Origin of the sequence: Streptomyces sp. MNU89 (assembly GCF_020982505.1) — a bacterium.
Classification (GTDB): Bacteria; Actinomycetota; Actinomycetes; order Streptomycetales; family Streptomycetaceae; genus Streptomyces; species Streptomyces xinghaiensis.
Map to the genome: position 1 here is coordinate 913,337 of NZ_JAJKLL010000001.1, position 15,611 is coordinate 928,947.

A 15,611-nucleotide genomic window follows, 5' to 3' on the forward strand; every position below is an offset into this window, starting at 1 on the left:
TATGTGTCCGGTGCCGCGGCAGGAGTTCGGTGTGCCGTTACCTGGACCGCGGCTCCAGCACGCCGTCGACGAGGCGGGTGACACCCAGCGGGTTGCCGGCGCGCAGTTCCTCGGGCAGGAGTGCATCGGGGAACGACTGGTAGCAGACGGGCCGGAGCCAGCGTTCGATCGCCAGGGTCCCGACACTGGTCGTACCGGGCGAGGACGTCGCGGGCCACGGACCACCGTGCACCATGGCGTGGCAGACCTCGACCCCCGTCGGCCAACCGCCCCACAGGATGCGCCCGGCTCGCTCTTCCAGCACCGGCAGGACGCGCTCGGCCGTCGCCAGGTCGGCGTCGGTCCCGTGCAGGGTGGCCGTCAACTGCCCCTCGATCTGCTCCAGCAGAGCAAGGAGCTCGTCGGCCCCGGACCACCGCACGACGAGTCCGGCGGCACCGAAGACCTCACCCGAGAGGTCCTCGTGGCTCGCGTACGTCGCCGCGTCGCATTCGAGGACCGCGGAACCCGGCGCGTACGGGCTCTCACCGGGCACACCCTGTGCCACCACGGAGACACCGTCGACGGCCGCCCACCGCCGAGTCCCCCGGGTGTACGCCTCTGCGATCCCCGGGGTGATCATGACCTGTCCGGTCGTGCCGTCCACGGCCTGGGCCACGGCCGTGCAGAAGGCGTCACCTGCTGTGCCCGCCGGCAGCAGCAGGAGACCGGGGTTCGTGCAGAACTGGCCTGACCCGTTGGTCAGCGACGACACGTACGCGGTGGCAAGCGATGCGGGATCGGACAGGGCGCCGTCAAGGACGATCACAGGGTTGACCGCCGACATCTCGGCATGGACCGGGATGGGCACGGGCCGGGCGTTCGCGGCCTCGACCAGCGCCAGCCCTCCGCTCCTGGAACCGGTGAATCCGACGGCCATAATCCGCGGATCGCGCACCAGCGCCTGGCCGACCTCGGTACCGCGGCCGACCAGCAACGAGAAGACACCGGCGGGCATGCCGGTGCGCTCGCCGGCAGCGGTGACGGCCCGGGCGACGAGTTCGCATGTGCCCGGATGAGCCGGGTGCGCCTTGGCAATGACCGGACAGCCCGCGGCAAGAGCTGAGGCGGTGTCACCGCCGGCGACGGAGAAGGCCAGCGGGAAGTTACTCGCGCCGAACACGGCGACGGGGCCGAGGGGTAGCTTGCGCAGGCGCAGGTCCGCCCGGGGCAGTGGCTGACGCTCGGGGAGCGCGGGGTCGACACGGACTCCCAGCGCATCCCCGCTTCGGACGAGGTCGGCGAACATGCGCAACTGCCCGCAGGTGCGTCCGCGTTCGGCGGTCAGGCGGTCCAGTGGCAGCCCGGACTCGCTCGCTGCGAGCCGCAGGAGGGTGTCGCCGAGTGCCTCGATCTCCTCCGCGCAGGCGTCGAGGAAGGCAGCCCGCCGATGCGCGGGCAGGGCGCGGCAGTCGCGCGCGGCCGAGGAGGCAGTCCGGGCTGCCTGCGCAACATGGTCCGGCGAGGCATCCCGCAACTCGGGGCCCTGGGGCTCGGCCGTCGCGGCCACGATGCCGCGCCATGCTTCGCCCGTCCCTTGAACGTCCCGGCCGGCCACGATTGAGCTTCCCGTCAGGTTCACAGTTCTCCATCCCTCGTCCATGCAGGACAAAAGTCATATCGGTGCGGTCGTTGTCTCAGCTCGCTCTGACGTATACCCTAGGCAATAACATGTGACATTGCACAGAGGGAGAGTCGATGACCCTGAAGGTCCTCGTCGTGGGCGCGGGCGTCGTCGGCGCCGCGTGTGCCTTCCACGCCGCCTTGGCAGGCCTGGATGTCACGGTCGTCGACCGCGGACCCGTCGGTGCCGGGACGACGAGTCGCGGGGAGGGCAACGTCCTTCTCTCCGACAAGGAACCGGGGCCCGAACTCGATCTGGCTCACCTGAGCCGTGTGCTCTGGGACGAGGCCGGCGAGGAACTCGGGCCGGACTCCTTCGAGCTCGAACCCAAGGGCGGCCTGGTCGTCGCGAGCACGGCCGAAGGTCTCGCGGCGCTCCGCGCATTCGCCGCGCGGCAGGCAGCGGCCGGTGTCCTTGTCGAGCCGATCGATCGCGTACACGACCTCGAGCCCCACCTCGCACCGGGGATCCCCGGCGGCGTCCATTACCCGCAGGATGCCCAAGTGCAGCCCGTTCTCGCGGCGGCCGCACTGCTGCGCGCCGCCGTGGCGCGTGGCGCGGGCTTCCATATGGGTGAGGTCGCCGCCGCAGTGACCGACCGGGACGGCCGGGTCACCGGCATCCGGACGACGGCCGGAGACGTCCTTCCCGCCGATGCCGTCGTCAACGCTGCGGGGACCTGGGGCGGTGAGGTCGGCCGCCGACTGGGTGCGCCCATCGAGGTGCTGCCACGCCGGGGCTTCGTCCTCGTGACCGAACCGCTGCCACCGATGGTCCGGCACAAGGTCTACTCGGCCGACTACGTCGCCAACGTCGCCTCGTCCGACGCCGGACTGGAGACCTCGTGCGTCGTCGAGGGCACGCGGGGCGGCACGATCCTCATCGGTGCCAGCCGGGAACGCGTCGGCTTCGACACGACGATGAATCCCGCCGTGGTCGCCAAACTTGCCGCGCAGGCGTGCCGGCTGTTCCCCTTCCTGAGTGAGGTCCAGGTAATCCGCGCCTACCGCGGCTTCCGGCCGTACTGCCCGGATCACCTGCCGGTCATCGGTCCCGACCCGCGGGTCCCGGGGGTTGTCCATGCATGCGGTCACGAGGGCGCGGGCATCGGTCTCGCCCCCGCAACGGGTGCGCTCGTGACGGCCCAGCTGCTGGGCCGTCCCTGGCACGGCGCCGATCCGGCAGCGCACGCAGGCCTTCTACCCGACCGCTTCTTCACCTCCGGAGGTGGGTCAGAGTGAGCGAGATCATCGTCGATGGAAGGCCGCTGGCGTTCATCGAGGGACAGACCGTTGCCGCGGCCCTCGTGGCCGCGGGCCGGGTCGCCTGGCGCACCACCCGCATCGGGCACCGCCCGCGCGGCGTGTTCTGCGGGATCGGCGTCTGCTTCGACTGCCTGGTGACGATTGACGGAGCCGGTGGGCAGCGTGCCTGTCTGGTGCCGGCACGCCCGGGCATGACCGTCACGACCGGGGAGGGTGACGATGAGTGAAACAGCGGATCTCATTGTTGTGGGTGCGGGGCCGGCCGGTATGGCCGCGGCGGTCACGGCTCTGGCCGGCGGGCTGCGCGTCATCCTCGTCGACTCGGGCACCGCCGTCGGAGGTCAGTTCTGGCGGCATCCGCCCGAGCACGCACGGTCGGCGATCCGGACAGAAGATCTCCACCACAAACTGCGGGATTACCATGCGCTCTCCCGTGCGCTGTCGGCAGGCCGGGCGAACGGCCGGCTCGGACTGCGCCTGGCGCACCACGTGTGGTCCGCCGTCCGCGAGGGCGACGGATTCGCGGTCCGCGCGGTCGACCGGCGCAAGGTGCCCGAGGAGACTGCCGTGGTCCTGCGCGCGCCGAGGTTGCTCGTGGCCACCGGGGCCTACGACCGGCAACTGCCGTTCCCCGGGTGGGACCTGCCGGGTGTACTCACCGTCGGTGGCCTCCAGGCGCTGCTCAAGGGCGGCGGCGTCGCGGCCGGGAGCCGCGTGGCGCTGGGCGGCACCGGCCCGTTCCTGCTGCCGGTGGCCGCAGGCCTCGCGAAACGCGGAGTCGAGGTGGTCGCGGTGTGCGAGGCGGCCCACCCGCTGGCGTGGCTGCGGCACCCGGGTCCGCTTCTGGGCAACCCGGGCAAGTGGGTTGAGGGTGCCCGGTACGCCGCCGCGCTGGCGCGCCACGGCATCCGGGTCCGACCGCGCACGGCGATTATCGGCGCCGAAGGGGGCGACCGGGTGACGTCGGTCCGCATTGCCTCACTGGCCTACGACGGCAGTCCGCGCCCGGGCACGGAACGACGGGTCGAGGTCGATGCCGTCGGCGTCGGCTGGGGTTTCACACCTCAGCTCGACCTGCTCCTCCCCCTCGGCTGTGAGCTCACGGATTCCGAGGACGGCAACGCGGTCGTCGCCGTCGACGACGGGCAGCGCACCACCGTCCCCGGCCTCTATGCCGCGGGTGAGGCGTGCGGTGTGGGCGGCGCTCCCCTCGCGGTGGGTGAGGGGCATCTTGCCGCCGAGTCGGTTCTCGCCGATTCCGGAGCGGCTCCCGTGCTGGGGAAGAAGCGTCTGACCAGGGTGCGCGCCACGGTGGCCAGGCAACGTGCCTTCGCGCGGGCGATGAGCCTTGCTCACCCGATCCCGCCGGCATGGTCCTCGTGGCTGACCGACGAGACCGTCGTGTGCCGGTGCGAGGAGGTGACCGCGGGCGCGGTCCGGGCCGCCTGCACCGGCAGCGGGGCAAGTGATCACCGGCAGGTCAAGCAGCTGACCCGGGCCGGTATGGGCTGGTGCCAGGGGCGGATGTGCGGACCGGCGGTCCACTGCCTCGCATCACAGGAGCGGGCCTACGTGCCCGCGGAACGACTCGTCGCGACGCCCGTCACCCTCGGTGCGCTCGGCGACTTCGAAAAATACAGTGAAAACCGATAAAGGAGCATTCATGAGCGAGACTCGCAAGCCCTGGCACGGCGTCATCGTCGCGACGAGCCTGCCGTTCAACGACGACCTCACGGTGGACTTCGGCGCCTACGGGGAGAGCGTTTCCTGGCTCGCCGAGCAGGGGCTGCACGGTGTCGCGCCGAGCGGTTCGCTGGGCGAGTACCAGACCTTGACGTACGAGGAGCGCGACCGCGTCGTCGAAGCGGCCATTGCGAACGCCCCCGAGGGGTTCACCGTGATGCCGGGCGTCGGCGCCTATGGCGGTGGCGAGGCCCAGCGGCATGCCCAGTTCGCCAAGGACGCAGGCTGCCAGGCCGTCATGTGCCTGCCGCCCAACGCCTACCGCGCCGACGACCGCGCAGTCCTCGAGCACTTCGAGCTGGTGGCCTCGGTCGGCCTTCCCGTCACCGCGTACAACAACCCCGTCGACACCAAGGTCGACCTGCGCCCGGAGCTGCTGGCCAAGCTGCACGCCGAGGGTTTCATCGTCGGCGTCAAGGAGTTCTCCGGTGATGTCCGGCGGTGCTACGAGATCTCCGAGCTCGCGCCCGGCCTCGACCTCATGATCGGCACCGACGACACCGTTCTGGAGGTCGGCATAGCCGGCGCCAAGGGCTGGGTTGCCGGTTATCCTCAGGTCTTCCCCCAGGCCTGTCTCGCGCTGTACAACGCCTCGGTCTCCGGTGACCTCGAGACGGCCCTGCCGCTCTACCGTCAGCTGCACCCGGTTCTGCGGTGGGACAGCAAGACGGAGTTCATCCAGGCCATCAAGCTCGGCCAGGAGATGATCGGCCGACGTGGTGGCGCCTGCCGCCCGCCGCGGCAGGCACTCAGCCCGGAGACGGAGGTCGTCGTGCGCGTCGCCACCCAGGCCCTCATCGACGCCGGAGTCAACTGACGATGCGCTCGACTGTCTGTTACCACGCTGTCGACTCACACACCGAGGGGATGCCGACCCGCGTGATCACGGGTGGCGTCGGTGTCATCCCCGGGGCAACCATGTTCGAGCGGCGGCAGCGGTTCGTAGCAGAACGGGAGCACCTGCGCACCCTGCTCATGTACGAGCCGCGCGGGCACGCGTCGATGTCCGGGGCCATTTTGCAGCCCCCGACCCGGCCGGATGCCGACTTCGGCGTGCTCTACATCGAGGTCTCCGGATGCCTGCCCATGTGCGGGCACGGGACCATCGGCGTCGCGACGGTCCTCGTCGAGACGGGGATGGTCGAGGTCGTAGAGCCGGAGACCCTGGTCCGTCTCGACACACCGGCGGGGCTGGTCACGGCCCGGGTGCGGGTCCGTGACGGCCACGCCGAGTCGGTGACCCTGGAGAATGTCGCATCGTACTGCCACGCTCTCGATCAGGTGGTAGATGTCGAAGGGTACGGGCCGGTGCGATACGACATCGCCTACGGCGGCAACTTCTACGCCATCGTCCGGCTCGAGGATCTCGGCATTCCCTTCGACCGGGCGGAGAAGCAGCGGTTGCTCGACGCCGGACTGTCCATCATGAACGCGATCAACACGCAGAACCCGGTGGCCCACCCGGAGAATCCCGAGATCAACGTGTGCCACCACGTCTATCTCGAAGCTCCCGGATCGACTGCTGAGCACTCGCGGCACGCCATGGCGATTCACCCGGGCTGGTTCGACCGGTCTCCCTGTGGCACGGGTACCAGCGCTCGGATGGCGCAGCTGCACGCACGAAGGCAGCTGCTGGCCGGCCAGGAGTTCGTCAACGAGTCGTTCATCGGCTCCCGGTTCGTCGGGCGGATCCTCGGCGAGACGACAGTCGGCGGCCGACCGGGCGTCCTGCCATCCGTTACGGGACGCGCCTGGATCACCGGAACCGCGCAGTACATGCTCGATCCGTCCGACCCCTACCCGGCCGGCTTCGCACTCTGAGTGACCTCGTATGCCGCCATGCGGCATACGAGACGGGCCAAAAGTCACGCGTCCATCACAAGTGTCGACAAAGCTCGCACCTCACGGCGCTGACAGCTATGGTCTGTGCAATGTCACACATCACAGCATGTGTGCATGGCATCGACGCAGGCAGAGTTACGCGTCCACCACGAGTACCGGCGAAACTCCCAGCCACGACACCCCACCCCTCTGTGCAATGTCACACATTACAGCCGTGGCATTCCTACAGCAGACTCACGCGTCCACCACAAGTGCCGGCGCCCTCCCCCTCCCACGGCCCCAACACAGCTTCTGGGCAATGCCATACATCGCATGTGCGTACGTGGCATTGCCGCAGCCGGGGAGCACCCTCGGCCCACGGACGGTCCGCACGCCAGCGGACCACGCGAGATGGAGTAAGGCATGACCCTCATTCGTCGCGGCCCCATGACGGCGGCCGCCATGGCACTCGGGCTCACCATCACTGCATGTGGCGGCAATTTCGCCCAGGACAGTTCCGGAGACGACAGCTCCGGAACCGTCAAGCTCGGCATGCTCACGCCGCTGACCGGCAGCTCGGCCGCCATCGGCCCTTACATGAAGGATGGAGCCCAGCTCGCTGTCGACGAGATCAACGCCAAGGGCGGGGTCAACGGCCGCAAGCTTTCGCTCACCGTCGAGGACGAGGCGTGCGACCCCAAGACGGCCGCCGCCGGTGCGGCCAAACTCGTCAGTGCCGGCATCGACATCTCGGTCGGCGGCTACTGTTCCTCGGCGACCCTGCCGACACTGAGCATCTTCGGCAAGGCGCACATCCCCATGCTCATCCCGGCCGCCAACTCCGCCGACCTGGTCGCGCAGAAGCGGCGGAACGTCTTCCTGCTCAACGGCACGGGCATCCAGCAGGCGGAGGCCGCGTCGAAGTTCATCAAGGCAACGGGCAGCAAGGGCGTCGCCCTGATGGACGACAACACTTCGTACTCCACCGACATCACCAAGCGCACCGAAGACGGTCTGAAGCAGTTCGACGTTGAGGTCGTCAACCATCAGTCGGTCACCGCAGGCGAGTCGGACTACTCCGGTGCCATCAACGCGGTACTGGACTCAAAGGCGGACTTCATCTACTGGACGGGGTACTACCAGGAGGGCGGCCTGCTCATCAAGCAGCTCAAGGCCGCAGGCTACAAGGGCGAGATCATGGTCGCGGATGGTTCGGTCGACGCCAAGCTGGTCAAGATCGCCGGCCAGAAGAACGCGCAGGGCGTGTTCGCCACGATGACCCAGACGCCGCAGACCATCCCCGGTGGCGAGGCCTGGGTCGCCAAGTACAAGGAGAAGTTCGGCTCCGAGCCCGGCCCCTACTCGACGCAGGCATACGACGCGGTGCGCGTCGCCGCAGAGGCGGTCAGAAAGGCCGGCTCCACCGACGGCCAGGCCGTCACCAGCGCGCTCGAGCAGATCGACGGCCTCAAGATCTTCTCCGGCCCGCTGAAGTTCACCGCCCAGCACACGCTGAGCGCCGGCGGCTTCGACATCCTCGTCGTCAGAGACGACAACTTCGTCCTGAATAAGTGACGTCGGCCGGGTGGCCGGTCAACACCGGCCGGCCACCCGCGCGTCGCTGCTTCCCTTCACGCACCGGGAATCTTGCATGGACCACTTCGCCCAACTCGTGCTCAGCGGCCTGTTCGTCGGCTCGTTCTACGCCCTGGTCGCACTCGGCTACTCGATGGTCTACGGGATCATCAAACTGCTCAACTTCGCTCACGGGGACATCTACATGCTCGGAGCGTTCGCCGGCTTCACCGTACTCAGCGTCGGTGCCGGTGCGCTCGGCGGTGGATTCTTCGCGCTCATCACCATCATGATCGTCGCGATGATCGCTACCGGTACCTTCGGCATGGTCCTGGAGCGGACGGCCTACCGCCCGCTGCGGAGCGCGCCCCGGCTGTCCGTCCTCATCACCGCTGTCGGCGCGAGTTTCGCGCTCGAGTACGGCATCGCAGTCGCCTTCGGCCCGACCCCGGAGGTGTACCAGATCGGCATCCACGGTGGCACGCTGGACCTCGCAGGCGCGCGCATGACCTATGCGCAGCTGGCGATGATGGCGATCGCGGTCGTGCTCATGATCGCCCTCGACACCCTGGTCCGGAAGACCCGTTCGGGCCGTGCGATGCGGGCGATCTCGCAGGACCCCAAGGCCTGTCTGCTCATGGGGATCAACGTCGACCGGGTCATCTCGCGGACCTTCTTCCTCGGGTCGGCGCTGGCCGGCGCCGCGGGCGTCATGGCCGGTGCGTACTACGGGAAGATCGACTTCCTGATGGGTTTCATCATCGGGCTCAAGGCATTCACCGCGGCGGTCATCGGCGGCATCGGGAACCTGCGCGGAGCCGTTCTCGGCGCGGTCGTACTCGGGTTGCTGGAGTCGTTCGGGGTCGCGTACCTCGGCAGCGAGTGGCGTGACGTCTTCGCGTTCGGTTTCCTCATCCTCTTCCTGACCGTGCGCCCGACAGGGCTGCTCGGCGAGCGTGTCACGGAGCGTGTGTGATGAACGACGAGTCGACCCTGCGCGCCGGCGAGGAGGCCTCGGCCTACGTCAACGCCGTGGAGGAGCGCGCGCCTGCGAACATCGCGCTCGCGGGCAAGGGAGTCGGGACGCCGAAGCCGAGCCGTGCGGCCATCGCCCAGGCGGCGTCGGGCGTGCTGGCGAGCAAGTGGCTCGGCCTCGGCGTGGCCGTTGCCGCGGTGGCACTGCCATACCTCAACTCCAGCACCTACACCATCCAGCTCGCCACGGACGCGCTCATCTTCGTGATGCTCGCGGTCGGGCTGAACATCGTGGTCGGCTACTGCGGGCTGCTCGACCTCGGGTACGCCGCGTTCTTCGCAGTCGGCGCGTACACCTCGGGCCTCCTGGCGACAGGCTTCGGGTGGCCGGTGATCGCCACCATCCCCGTGGTCGTGCTCGCCGCGGTCATCAGCGGACTCCTCATCGGCGGTCCGACGCTTCGACTGCGCAGCGACTACCTGGCCATCGTCACCCTCGGTTTCGGGGAGATCATCCGCATCACGGCGAACAACCTGGAATTCACCGGCGGACCGAACGGCTTGTACGGAATCCCCGACTTCGGCGATTTCGGCCTGCGTGCCGACATCGCCCTCTACTGGGTCACCGCGGCCGTGGTCTGTGTCGCGGTGCTGTTCTCGAGCCGGCTCGGGCGCGGCCGGATGGGCCGGGCGTGGCGGTTCGTCCGCGAGGACGAGGACGCCGCCGAGGCCATGGGCATCCACACCTACAAGGTGAAGTTCGCGGCCTACATCGCCGGCGCGGTCTTCGGCGGCATCGCGGGCGTGCTGTTTGCGGCACATCAGACAGCGATCTCTCCGCCGAGCTTCAACTTCCTGTGGTCGGCGCTCATTCTGATGGCCGTCGTCCTCGGTGGTATGGGGTCCACGCCGGGTGTCGTGATCGGTGCTCTCGCGATCTCGCTGCTGCCCGAGCTGCTGCGCGGCGCGGAGAACTGGCGTTATCTCATCTTCGGTCTGCTGCTGATCGTCTTCATGATCTTCCGCCCGCAGGGACTGCTGCCGGCCCGTAGCGGCGAGCCGAGGCGGCACGGGCGCCGAGCCCAGGGAGGTGCGTCGTGAGCAGGGTGCTCCTTGACGTGAAGGACATGGCGGTCTCGTTCGGTGGAGTACGCGCCGTCGACGGCCTGAGGTTCTCCGTCCACGAAGGCGAGGTGCTTTCGGTCATCGGTCCGAACGGTGCCGGCAAGACGAGTGCCTTCAACTGCATCACGGGCTTCTACCGGCCTTCGGCGGGCTCGGTGACGTTCGGCGGGACCGACATCACGGGGAAGCGGCCGGCTGTGATCGCCGCGAGCGGGATCGCGCGGACGTTCCAGAACCTCCGGCTGTTCGGCGACCTGACGGTGCTGGACAACGTGCGGGCCGGCATGCACGTCCGTATCAAGCAGAATTTTCTCGACGCGATGCTGCACACACCGCGCTACTGGCGTGGCGAGGACGCGGCCACCGCCGAGGCGCACAAGTGGCTGGACTTCGTCGGGATGGAGTACGACCGGACCGCGCAGATCCGCAACCTCCCGTACGGCGAGCAGCGGCGCGTCGAGATCGCCCGAGCCCTTGCCCGTGAGCCCCGGATGCTCCTGCTCGACGAGCCGGCGGCCGGACTGAACCACGGGGAGAAGGCACAACTGCTCGATCTCATGCGGCGCATCGCCGGCCTCGGGATCGCGGTGGTCCTGATCGAGCACGACATGGGCCTGGTCATGGAGGTGTCCGAACGGATCGTCGTCCTGAGCTACGGCAAGGAGATCGCCGAGGGCACGCCGGCGGCGATCAGGAGGAACCCGGCGGTCATCGAGGCGTACCTCGGTGCGGAGGACGAGGAGGCGCACGCGGAGGCAGCGCGTATCGCGGCCGCAGGGGGTTCGGGTGCCACGGCGGAGGTGGAGTGGTGAAGACAATCCTTGACATCAAGGGCCTTGAGGTCGCCTACGGCAAGGTGGAAGCCCTCAGGGGACTCGACCTCACCGTCGGCGAGAACGAGATCGTCGCGCTGCTGGGGAACAACGGCGCCGGCAAGTCCACGACGGTCTCAACGATATCCGGCGTGGTGCGGTCCCGGGCCGGGACCGTCACGGCGTACGGAGAAGACATCACGGCGGCAACTCCCTGGTCTGTCGTCGAGCGCGGGATCGTGCACGTGCCCGAGGGCCGGCGGATCTTCTCACGGCTGACAGTGCATGAGAACCTTCAGCTCGGCGGTTACACCGTGCGCGACAGCTTGTCGATCGACAAACGGATCGATCAGGTCTACGAACTGTTCCCGCGCATGGCCGAGCGCCGGAACCAGCAGGGTGGCACTCTCTCCGGCGGTGAGCAGCAGATGCTGGCGATCGGCCGGGCGATGGTCGCCGGGCCCCGGCTGATCATGCTGGACGAGCCGTCGATGGGGCTGGCCCCGCTGGTCGTGGCTCACGTCATGGACGCCATCGTGTCGATCAACCGGGCAGGCACGTCGGTTCTGCTCATCGAGCAGAACGCACGGGCCGCCCTCAAGATCGCCCACCGCGGTTATGTCATCGACTCCGGCCGCGTGACGGTGACCGGGCCGGCCGCCGATCTGCGCGCCGACCCACAGGTCGTCGAGGCATACCTTGGAGCGTGAGCGGATGAGAAGGACAGACGCGGTCGAGACGATCGACTGGCATACCGGTGGCGAACCGTTCCGCATCGTGCCGGACAGCCCCGCCGCAGTGACCGGTTACGGACTGACCGTCGCAGAGCGCCGGATCGTGGCGATGCAGAGCGAGGACGTGCAGTGGATGCGGGCGCTGCTGTGCAGCGAGCCCCGCGGTCACGCGGACATGTATGGCGGTTTCCTGGTTCCACCGGACGACTCCGACGCTCACCTCGGTGTCCTCTTCTGGCACAAGGACGGGTTCTCGACGGCATGCGGACACGGCACGATCGCCCTCGGGGCATGGGCAGTCGCTTCCGGCCGGGTCCCGGCTCCCGCCGACGGCGTGACGGACGTCGTGGTCGACGTACCCTCGGGGCGCGTCACGGCGAGCGTCCGCACCACCGGGGGCGTGGTGGAGGATGTGACGTTCACGAATGTCGCCGGCCACGTCCACGCCGGCGGCGTCGAGGTCGCGACCTCGCGCGGGAAGGCCAGCGTCGACATCGGGTTCGGCGGTGCGATGTATGCCGTGCTGCCTGCCAAGGCGGTTGGCCTACGCGTGCGGCCGCAGGAGGTCACGGAACTCATCGCGGTGGGCCGCGAGATCCGCAACGCGCTCAACGCCGCCGGCGCCGCCGAGCACCCGAGCGATGCCCGGCTGTCCGGGGTCTACGGGACGGTCCTCACCGAGGAAGTCTGCCCTCCGCGGCTGAGGGCCGACGGCAGTCGACAGTTGCACCAACGCAATATCACGGTGTTCGCCGATGGTGAGGTCGACCGATCCCCGTGCGGTTCGGGCACATCGGCCAGGGTCGCGCTGCTCGCCGCCACCGGGGAGCTGCGTCCCGGTGACGAGCTGCGGCACGAATCCGTGGTGGGCTCCGTGTTCCGCGCGCGGATCGCGGAACAGACCACGGCACACGGACTTCCGGCGGTTGTCACGGCGGTGACGGGCACGGCCCATGCGGTCGGGACGTGCCGGTTCACCGTTGATCCCCGCGACGTGCTCGTTCCCGGATTCGTGCTGCGATGAGCGCAATCCTCGATGCCGATGACGTCTTCGCGCTCGGTTACACCGCCGCCGTGGCCGCGGTCCGTGACGCACTGGCTGCGGGGCTCGATCCGGACCACGACGTGCCGCGCAGCGTCCTTGCTCTGACCAACGGCCAGGGTCTGCTCATGCCGTCGGAGACCGGCGGCTGGTTCGGGGTGAAGGTCGCCACCGTCGCTCCGGGCAATGCCGTGCGTGGCCTGCGGCGGATCAACGCGACGTACCTCCTGCACGACAGTGAGACGCTGACTCCCGCCGCGATCCTCGACGGGGTCGCACTGACGACCCTGCGCACACCCGCGGTCTCGGTGGGGGCCTGTCTGGACCGGCTGCGCGTTCTCGCGGACTCCTCCGCCGACGGGCTGCGGCTCGTGGTCTTCGGGGTGGGCCCGCAGGGCGAGGGACACGTGCGCACGATCCAGGCACACGTGCCCCTCGCCGATGTCACGGCCGTGACGCGTCGCGGCGGTGCGACCCCGGTCTGGGCAGACCGTCACCTTGCCTCGGATGACACGGCGGTCGCCGGTTGTGTTCGCAACGCCGACGTCATCGTCACAGCGACCTCGGCCCGCCGGCCGGTCGTGGACGGACACCTCGTACGCGACTCAGCAGTCGTGCTGGCCGTCGGCTCTCATGAACCGTCGGTGCGGGAACTCGACGGCGTGCTCATGGGCCGCGCAACGGTCATCGTCGAGAGCCGGGACGTCGCACTCCGCGAGGCCGGGGACGTCATCCTCGCGGTGCAGGAAGGCAGGTTCGAATCGAATTCCCTGGTGACCATGGCCGACCTGCTCGGCGAGGGGAGCGCGGCCATCCCCGGTGACCGCCCGACGGTTGTGAAGACGTCCGGGATGGCGTGGGAAGACCTGGTCGTCGCCATCGCGGCCTACCGGCAGTGGCGTGAGGCGTGAACCGCCGCCGAGTCCGTGCTATTCAAGCGGTGAGTCGAAGCGGTTCGGGGTTATCGCCCTCTCGGTTGTGGTGCTCGATGGCGCGTTGCCAGCGGGCTTCGAGGTGCCTGAGAAGGCGCTCTTCGACGCTGGTGGCGACGTGGGAGTAGACGTCGTCGATCTTGTTTTGCATGGCGTGGCCGAGGCGTCGTGCCTGGGCGACTTCGGGGACGCCGTCTTCGATGAGCCAGGTCTTGTGGGAGTGCCGTAGTCCGTGGAAGGTCAGGCCCGGGGCGACGGGGGCCAGGGCGGGGAAGTGTGGCGGCTGCCGTTGACGGCCGGGGCCCACAGGGCGGCGTTGCAAGCCGGAGCGGCGTAGGGGTTTTCCGCGCAGGGTGGTGAAGACGAAGGGGCGGGTGGAGGCGGTGAGGTCTGCGTGGAGGAGTTGGGTGAGGAAGAGGGCTCGTCCTCGCACCGGCAGGCGAGCCGGGCTGGCCCGAGACCACCCGCATCATGGTGGCGCTCGCGGAACTGCTGGGACGTCGGGAGTTCGGCGACCGGCTGCGCCTCGCCGCCCACCAGTTCGCCTCCCGCCACGCCAATCTGCACACCCCGAGCCAGGAGGAGCTCGCCGACGCCCTGGAAGTCACGGTCCACCAGGTCGAGGAGATGAGCCGCCGGATCGACGGGGCCATCGGTGTGGTCCTGGAGCGCTGCCGGCCCTTCCTCGTCCAGCTGCTCGGCACAGAGGCGGCGAACTCACTGTTCCTGCCGCCGCCAGGCGACACCCGGGAGTTCCAGGCTCACCTCGAAGAGCACGCCGCCGAACTTTCCGTCCCCGTAACCGAGTTCATCGCCAGGGCCCGCGCGACGCGCAGTACGGACGAACTGCGGCGCGACCTGGGCATCGGATTCGCCGAGCTGAACGACACCCTGCGCGCGATGAGCCCACCCCTGGAACCGATCAGCCACTCCGCCGAGCATGAGGAAGCACTCCGCACCTACCTGGACCTGCGCAGAAAGGAGCTCGTCAACCGGCTGCGCTGGGCGGTGCTGGAGGACTTCGACGCGCGCCGTCCGATGCCCGACTGGCCCTCGGTCCGGGCCCTGGACTGGATCACCGCGCCGGAGGCATGGGAGTACACCGTGGACACGGCCAGCACGGGGAGCCTGGAAGCGCACGTGGAGGAGCAGCTGGCGTTGCGCCTGGGCCGCCCGGTGCCGTTGCCCCGGTCGGGCGAACGCCTGCCCGCCCCCGACCTGGTACGCGGCGCGAACCTCCGTACGATCACTGGCCTGGCCGCCGGCCTCGCGGTCGGGCGGTCCCGGTGGGCGGGCGCTGGGTCCAGGCGGTGTGCAGTGCCTGGGCGAAGGCTTCGGCCGGCCGGCCTCCGGAGAGGGCGTAGCGGTGGTCGATGAGGAAGAAGGGGACGCCGGTTGCCCCCAGGCGGGCGGCTTCCCGTTCGTCGGCGCGTACGGCGTTGAGGTAGGCGTCGGGGTCGTCCAGGACTCGGCGTGCCTCGTCCGCGTCGAGTCCGGCCGCCAGGGCGAGGCCGAGGAGGGCGTCCGGGGTGAAGATGGTCCGGGCGTGGGCGAAGTTGGCTTCGAAGAGGAGGTTCAGCAGTTGGTGCTGGAGGCCGTGTGCCTTGGCGAGGTGCAGGAGGCGGTGGGCGTCCAGGGTGCTGCCGACCTGGCGGTCGGTGCGGTAGGCGAGCCCTTCACCGGCCGCTGTTGTCGCGGCCTGCCGGTCCATGCCGGGGCCCTGGGGACCGAACTTGTCGGCCAGCATCTTGTGCACCGGCTCCACGTGCGTTTTGTCGCGAGCGGGGTCGAGTTCGAACGAGCGGTGGATGACCTCGACCTGGTCGCGGTGTACGAAGCCGGTCAGGGCCTTCTCGAAGCGGGCGGTGCCGATGTAGCACCAGGGGCAGACGACGTCGCCCCAGATCTCTACGCGCATGGTCGT

General features: G+C 69.1%; 15 protein-coding genes. 12 read left to right on the forward strand and 3 right to left on the reverse strand.

The genetic code is table 11. The features are described 5' to 3' along the window. Positions 1 to 37: 37 nt before the first annotated feature. Complete coding sequence (locus tag E4N63_RS03955) at positions 38 to 1,642, reverse strand: aldehyde dehydrogenase (NADP(+)) (RefSeq protein ID WP_230239900.1); 1,605 nt, start codon at positions 1,640 to 1,642, stop codon at positions 38 to 40. Positions 1,643 to 1,737: 95 nt separating this feature from the next. Here E4N63_RS03955 and E4N63_RS03960 point away from each other — a divergent pair, with 95 nt between their 5' ends. From E4N63_RS03960 to E4N63_RS04015, 12 genes are all read left to right on the forward strand, one after another. Beyond that, entirely contained in the window at positions 1,738 to 2,904 is a 1,167-nt protein-coding gene (locus E4N63_RS03960; RefSeq protein ID WP_230239901.1) for an FAD-binding oxidoreductase, read from the forward strand. Then, positions 2,901 to 3,155, forward strand: coding sequence for a (2Fe-2S)-binding protein (locus E4N63_RS03965; RefSeq protein WP_019710709.1), 255 nt, complete (start codon positions 2,901 to 2,903; stop codon positions 3,153 to 3,155). Before E4N63_RS03960 ends, E4N63_RS03965 begins: the two co-directional genes overlap by 4 nt. Next, positions 3,148 to 4,581, forward strand: a complete 1,434-nt coding sequence (locus E4N63_RS03970) for an NAD(P)/FAD-dependent oxidoreductase (protein WP_230239902.1) — start codon at positions 3,148 to 3,150, stop codon at positions 4,579 to 4,581. Before E4N63_RS03965 ends, E4N63_RS03970 begins: the two co-directional genes overlap by 8 nt. A gap of 10 nt (positions 4,582 to 4,591) precedes the next feature. Beyond that, positions 4,592 to 5,488, forward strand: a complete 897-nt coding sequence (locus tag E4N63_RS03975) for a dihydrodipicolinate synthase family protein (RefSeq protein ID WP_230239903.1) — start codon at positions 4,592 to 4,594, stop codon at positions 5,486 to 5,488. Positions 5,489 to 5,490: 2 nt separating this feature from the next. Beyond that, a complete protein-coding gene (locus E4N63_RS03980; protein ID WP_125621469.1) occupies positions 5,491 to 6,492 on the forward strand; it encodes a proline racemase family protein in 1,002 nt (333 codons plus the stop codon). A 423-nt stretch (positions 6,493 to 6,915) separates the two neighbouring features. Then, entirely contained in the window at positions 6,916 to 8,067 is a 1,152-nt protein-coding gene (locus E4N63_RS03985) for a branched-chain amino acid ABC transporter substrate-binding protein (protein ID WP_230239904.1), read from the forward strand. A gap of 76 nt (positions 8,068 to 8,143) precedes the next feature. Next, positions 8,144 to 9,043, forward strand: a complete 900-nt coding sequence (locus tag E4N63_RS03990) for a branched-chain amino acid ABC transporter permease (protein WP_019710714.1) — start codon at positions 8,144 to 8,146, stop codon at positions 9,041 to 9,043. Beyond that, positions 9,043 to 10,143, forward strand: coding sequence for a branched-chain amino acid ABC transporter permease (locus E4N63_RS03995; RefSeq protein ID WP_230239905.1), 1,101 nt, complete (start codon positions 9,043 to 9,045; stop codon positions 10,141 to 10,143). The genes E4N63_RS03990 and E4N63_RS03995 overlap by 1 nt, the downstream gene beginning before the upstream one ends. After that, positions 10,140 to 10,979 carry an ABC transporter ATP-binding protein gene (locus E4N63_RS04000; protein WP_230239906.1) on the forward strand — a complete coding sequence of 280 codons (840 nt, stop codon included), beginning with the start codon at positions 10,140 to 10,142 and terminating at the stop codon, positions 10,977 to 10,979. Before E4N63_RS03995 ends, E4N63_RS04000 begins: the two co-directional genes overlap by 4 nt. After that, positions 10,976 to 11,689 (forward strand): ABC transporter ATP-binding protein, encoded by a 714-nt coding sequence (locus E4N63_RS30920; protein WP_125621476.1) that lies wholly within the window; start codon positions 10,976 to 10,978, stop codon positions 11,687 to 11,689. The genes E4N63_RS04000 and E4N63_RS30920 overlap by 4 nt, the downstream gene beginning before the upstream one ends. 4 nt (positions 11,690 to 11,693) lie before the next feature. Beyond that, positions 11,694 to 12,737, forward strand: coding sequence for a proline racemase family protein (locus tag E4N63_RS04010; protein ID WP_230239907.1), 1,044 nt, complete (start codon positions 11,694 to 11,696; stop codon positions 12,735 to 12,737). Next, positions 12,734 to 13,666: an ornithine cyclodeaminase family protein gene (locus E4N63_RS04015; RefSeq protein WP_230239908.1), complete on the forward strand. Its 933-nt coding sequence runs from the start codon at positions 12,734 to 12,736 to the stop codon at positions 13,664 to 13,666. The genes E4N63_RS04010 and E4N63_RS04015 overlap by 4 nt, the downstream gene beginning before the upstream one ends. Before the next feature lie 22 nt (positions 13,667 to 13,688). On the opposite strand, the gene E4N63_RS04020 is transcribed toward E4N63_RS04015, so the two are convergent. Both E4N63_RS04020 and E4N63_RS04025 read right to left on the reverse strand, forming a co-directional pair. Then, positions 13,689 to 14,120 carry a tyrosine-type recombinase/integrase gene (locus tag E4N63_RS04020; protein ID WP_230239909.1) on the reverse strand — a complete coding sequence of 144 codons (432 nt, stop codon included), beginning with the start codon at positions 14,118 to 14,120 and terminating at the stop codon, positions 13,689 to 13,691. Between the two features lie 813 nt (positions 14,121 to 14,933). After that, positions 14,934 to 15,605: a DsbA family oxidoreductase gene (locus tag E4N63_RS04025; RefSeq protein WP_230239910.1), complete on the reverse strand. Its 672-nt coding sequence runs from the start codon at positions 15,603 to 15,605 to the stop codon at positions 14,934 to 14,936. Positions 15,606 to 15,611 lie beyond the last annotated feature (6 nt).

What these genes read in the sequence shown, in the direction of transcription:
- E4N63_RS03955 (WP_230239900.1), bottom strand. Translation starts at nt 1,642, where the DNA reads ATGGACGAGGGATGGAGAACTGTGAACCTGACGGGAAGCTCAATCGTG.
- E4N63_RS03960 (WP_230239901.1), top strand. Translation starts at nt 1,738, where the DNA reads ATGACCCTGAAGGTCCTCGTCGTGGGCGCGGGCGTCGTCGGCGCCGCG.
- E4N63_RS03970 (WP_230239902.1), top strand. Translation starts at nt 3,148, where the DNA reads ATGAGTGAAACAGCGGATCTCATTGTTGTGGGTGCGGGGCCGGCCGGT.
- E4N63_RS03975 (WP_230239903.1), top strand. Translation starts at nt 4,592, where the DNA reads ATGAGCGAGACTCGCAAGCCCTGGCACGGCGTCATCGTCGCGACGAGC.
- E4N63_RS03980 (WP_125621469.1), top strand. Translation starts at nt 5,491, where the DNA reads ATGCGCTCGACTGTCTGTTACCACGCTGTCGACTCACACACCGAGGGG.
- E4N63_RS03985 (WP_230239904.1), top strand. Translation starts at nt 6,916, where the DNA reads ATGACCCTCATTCGTCGCGGCCCCATGACGGCGGCCGCCATGGCACTC.
- E4N63_RS03990 (WP_019710714.1), top strand. Translation starts at nt 8,144, where the DNA reads ATGGACCACTTCGCCCAACTCGTGCTCAGCGGCCTGTTCGTCGGCTCG.
- E4N63_RS03995 (WP_230239905.1), top strand. Translation starts at nt 9,043, where the DNA reads ATGAACGACGAGTCGACCCTGCGCGCCGGCGAGGAGGCCTCGGCCTAC.
- E4N63_RS04010 (WP_230239907.1), top strand. Translation starts at nt 11,694, where the DNA reads ATGAGAAGGACAGACGCGGTCGAGACGATCGACTGGCATACCGGTGGC.
- E4N63_RS04015 (WP_230239908.1), top strand. Translation starts at nt 12,734, where the DNA reads ATGAGCGCAATCCTCGATGCCGATGACGTCTTCGCGCTCGGTTACACC.
- E4N63_RS04025 (WP_230239910.1), bottom strand. Translation starts at nt 15,605, where the DNA reads ATGCGCGTAGAGATCTGGGGCGACGTCGTCTGCCCCTGGTGCTACATC.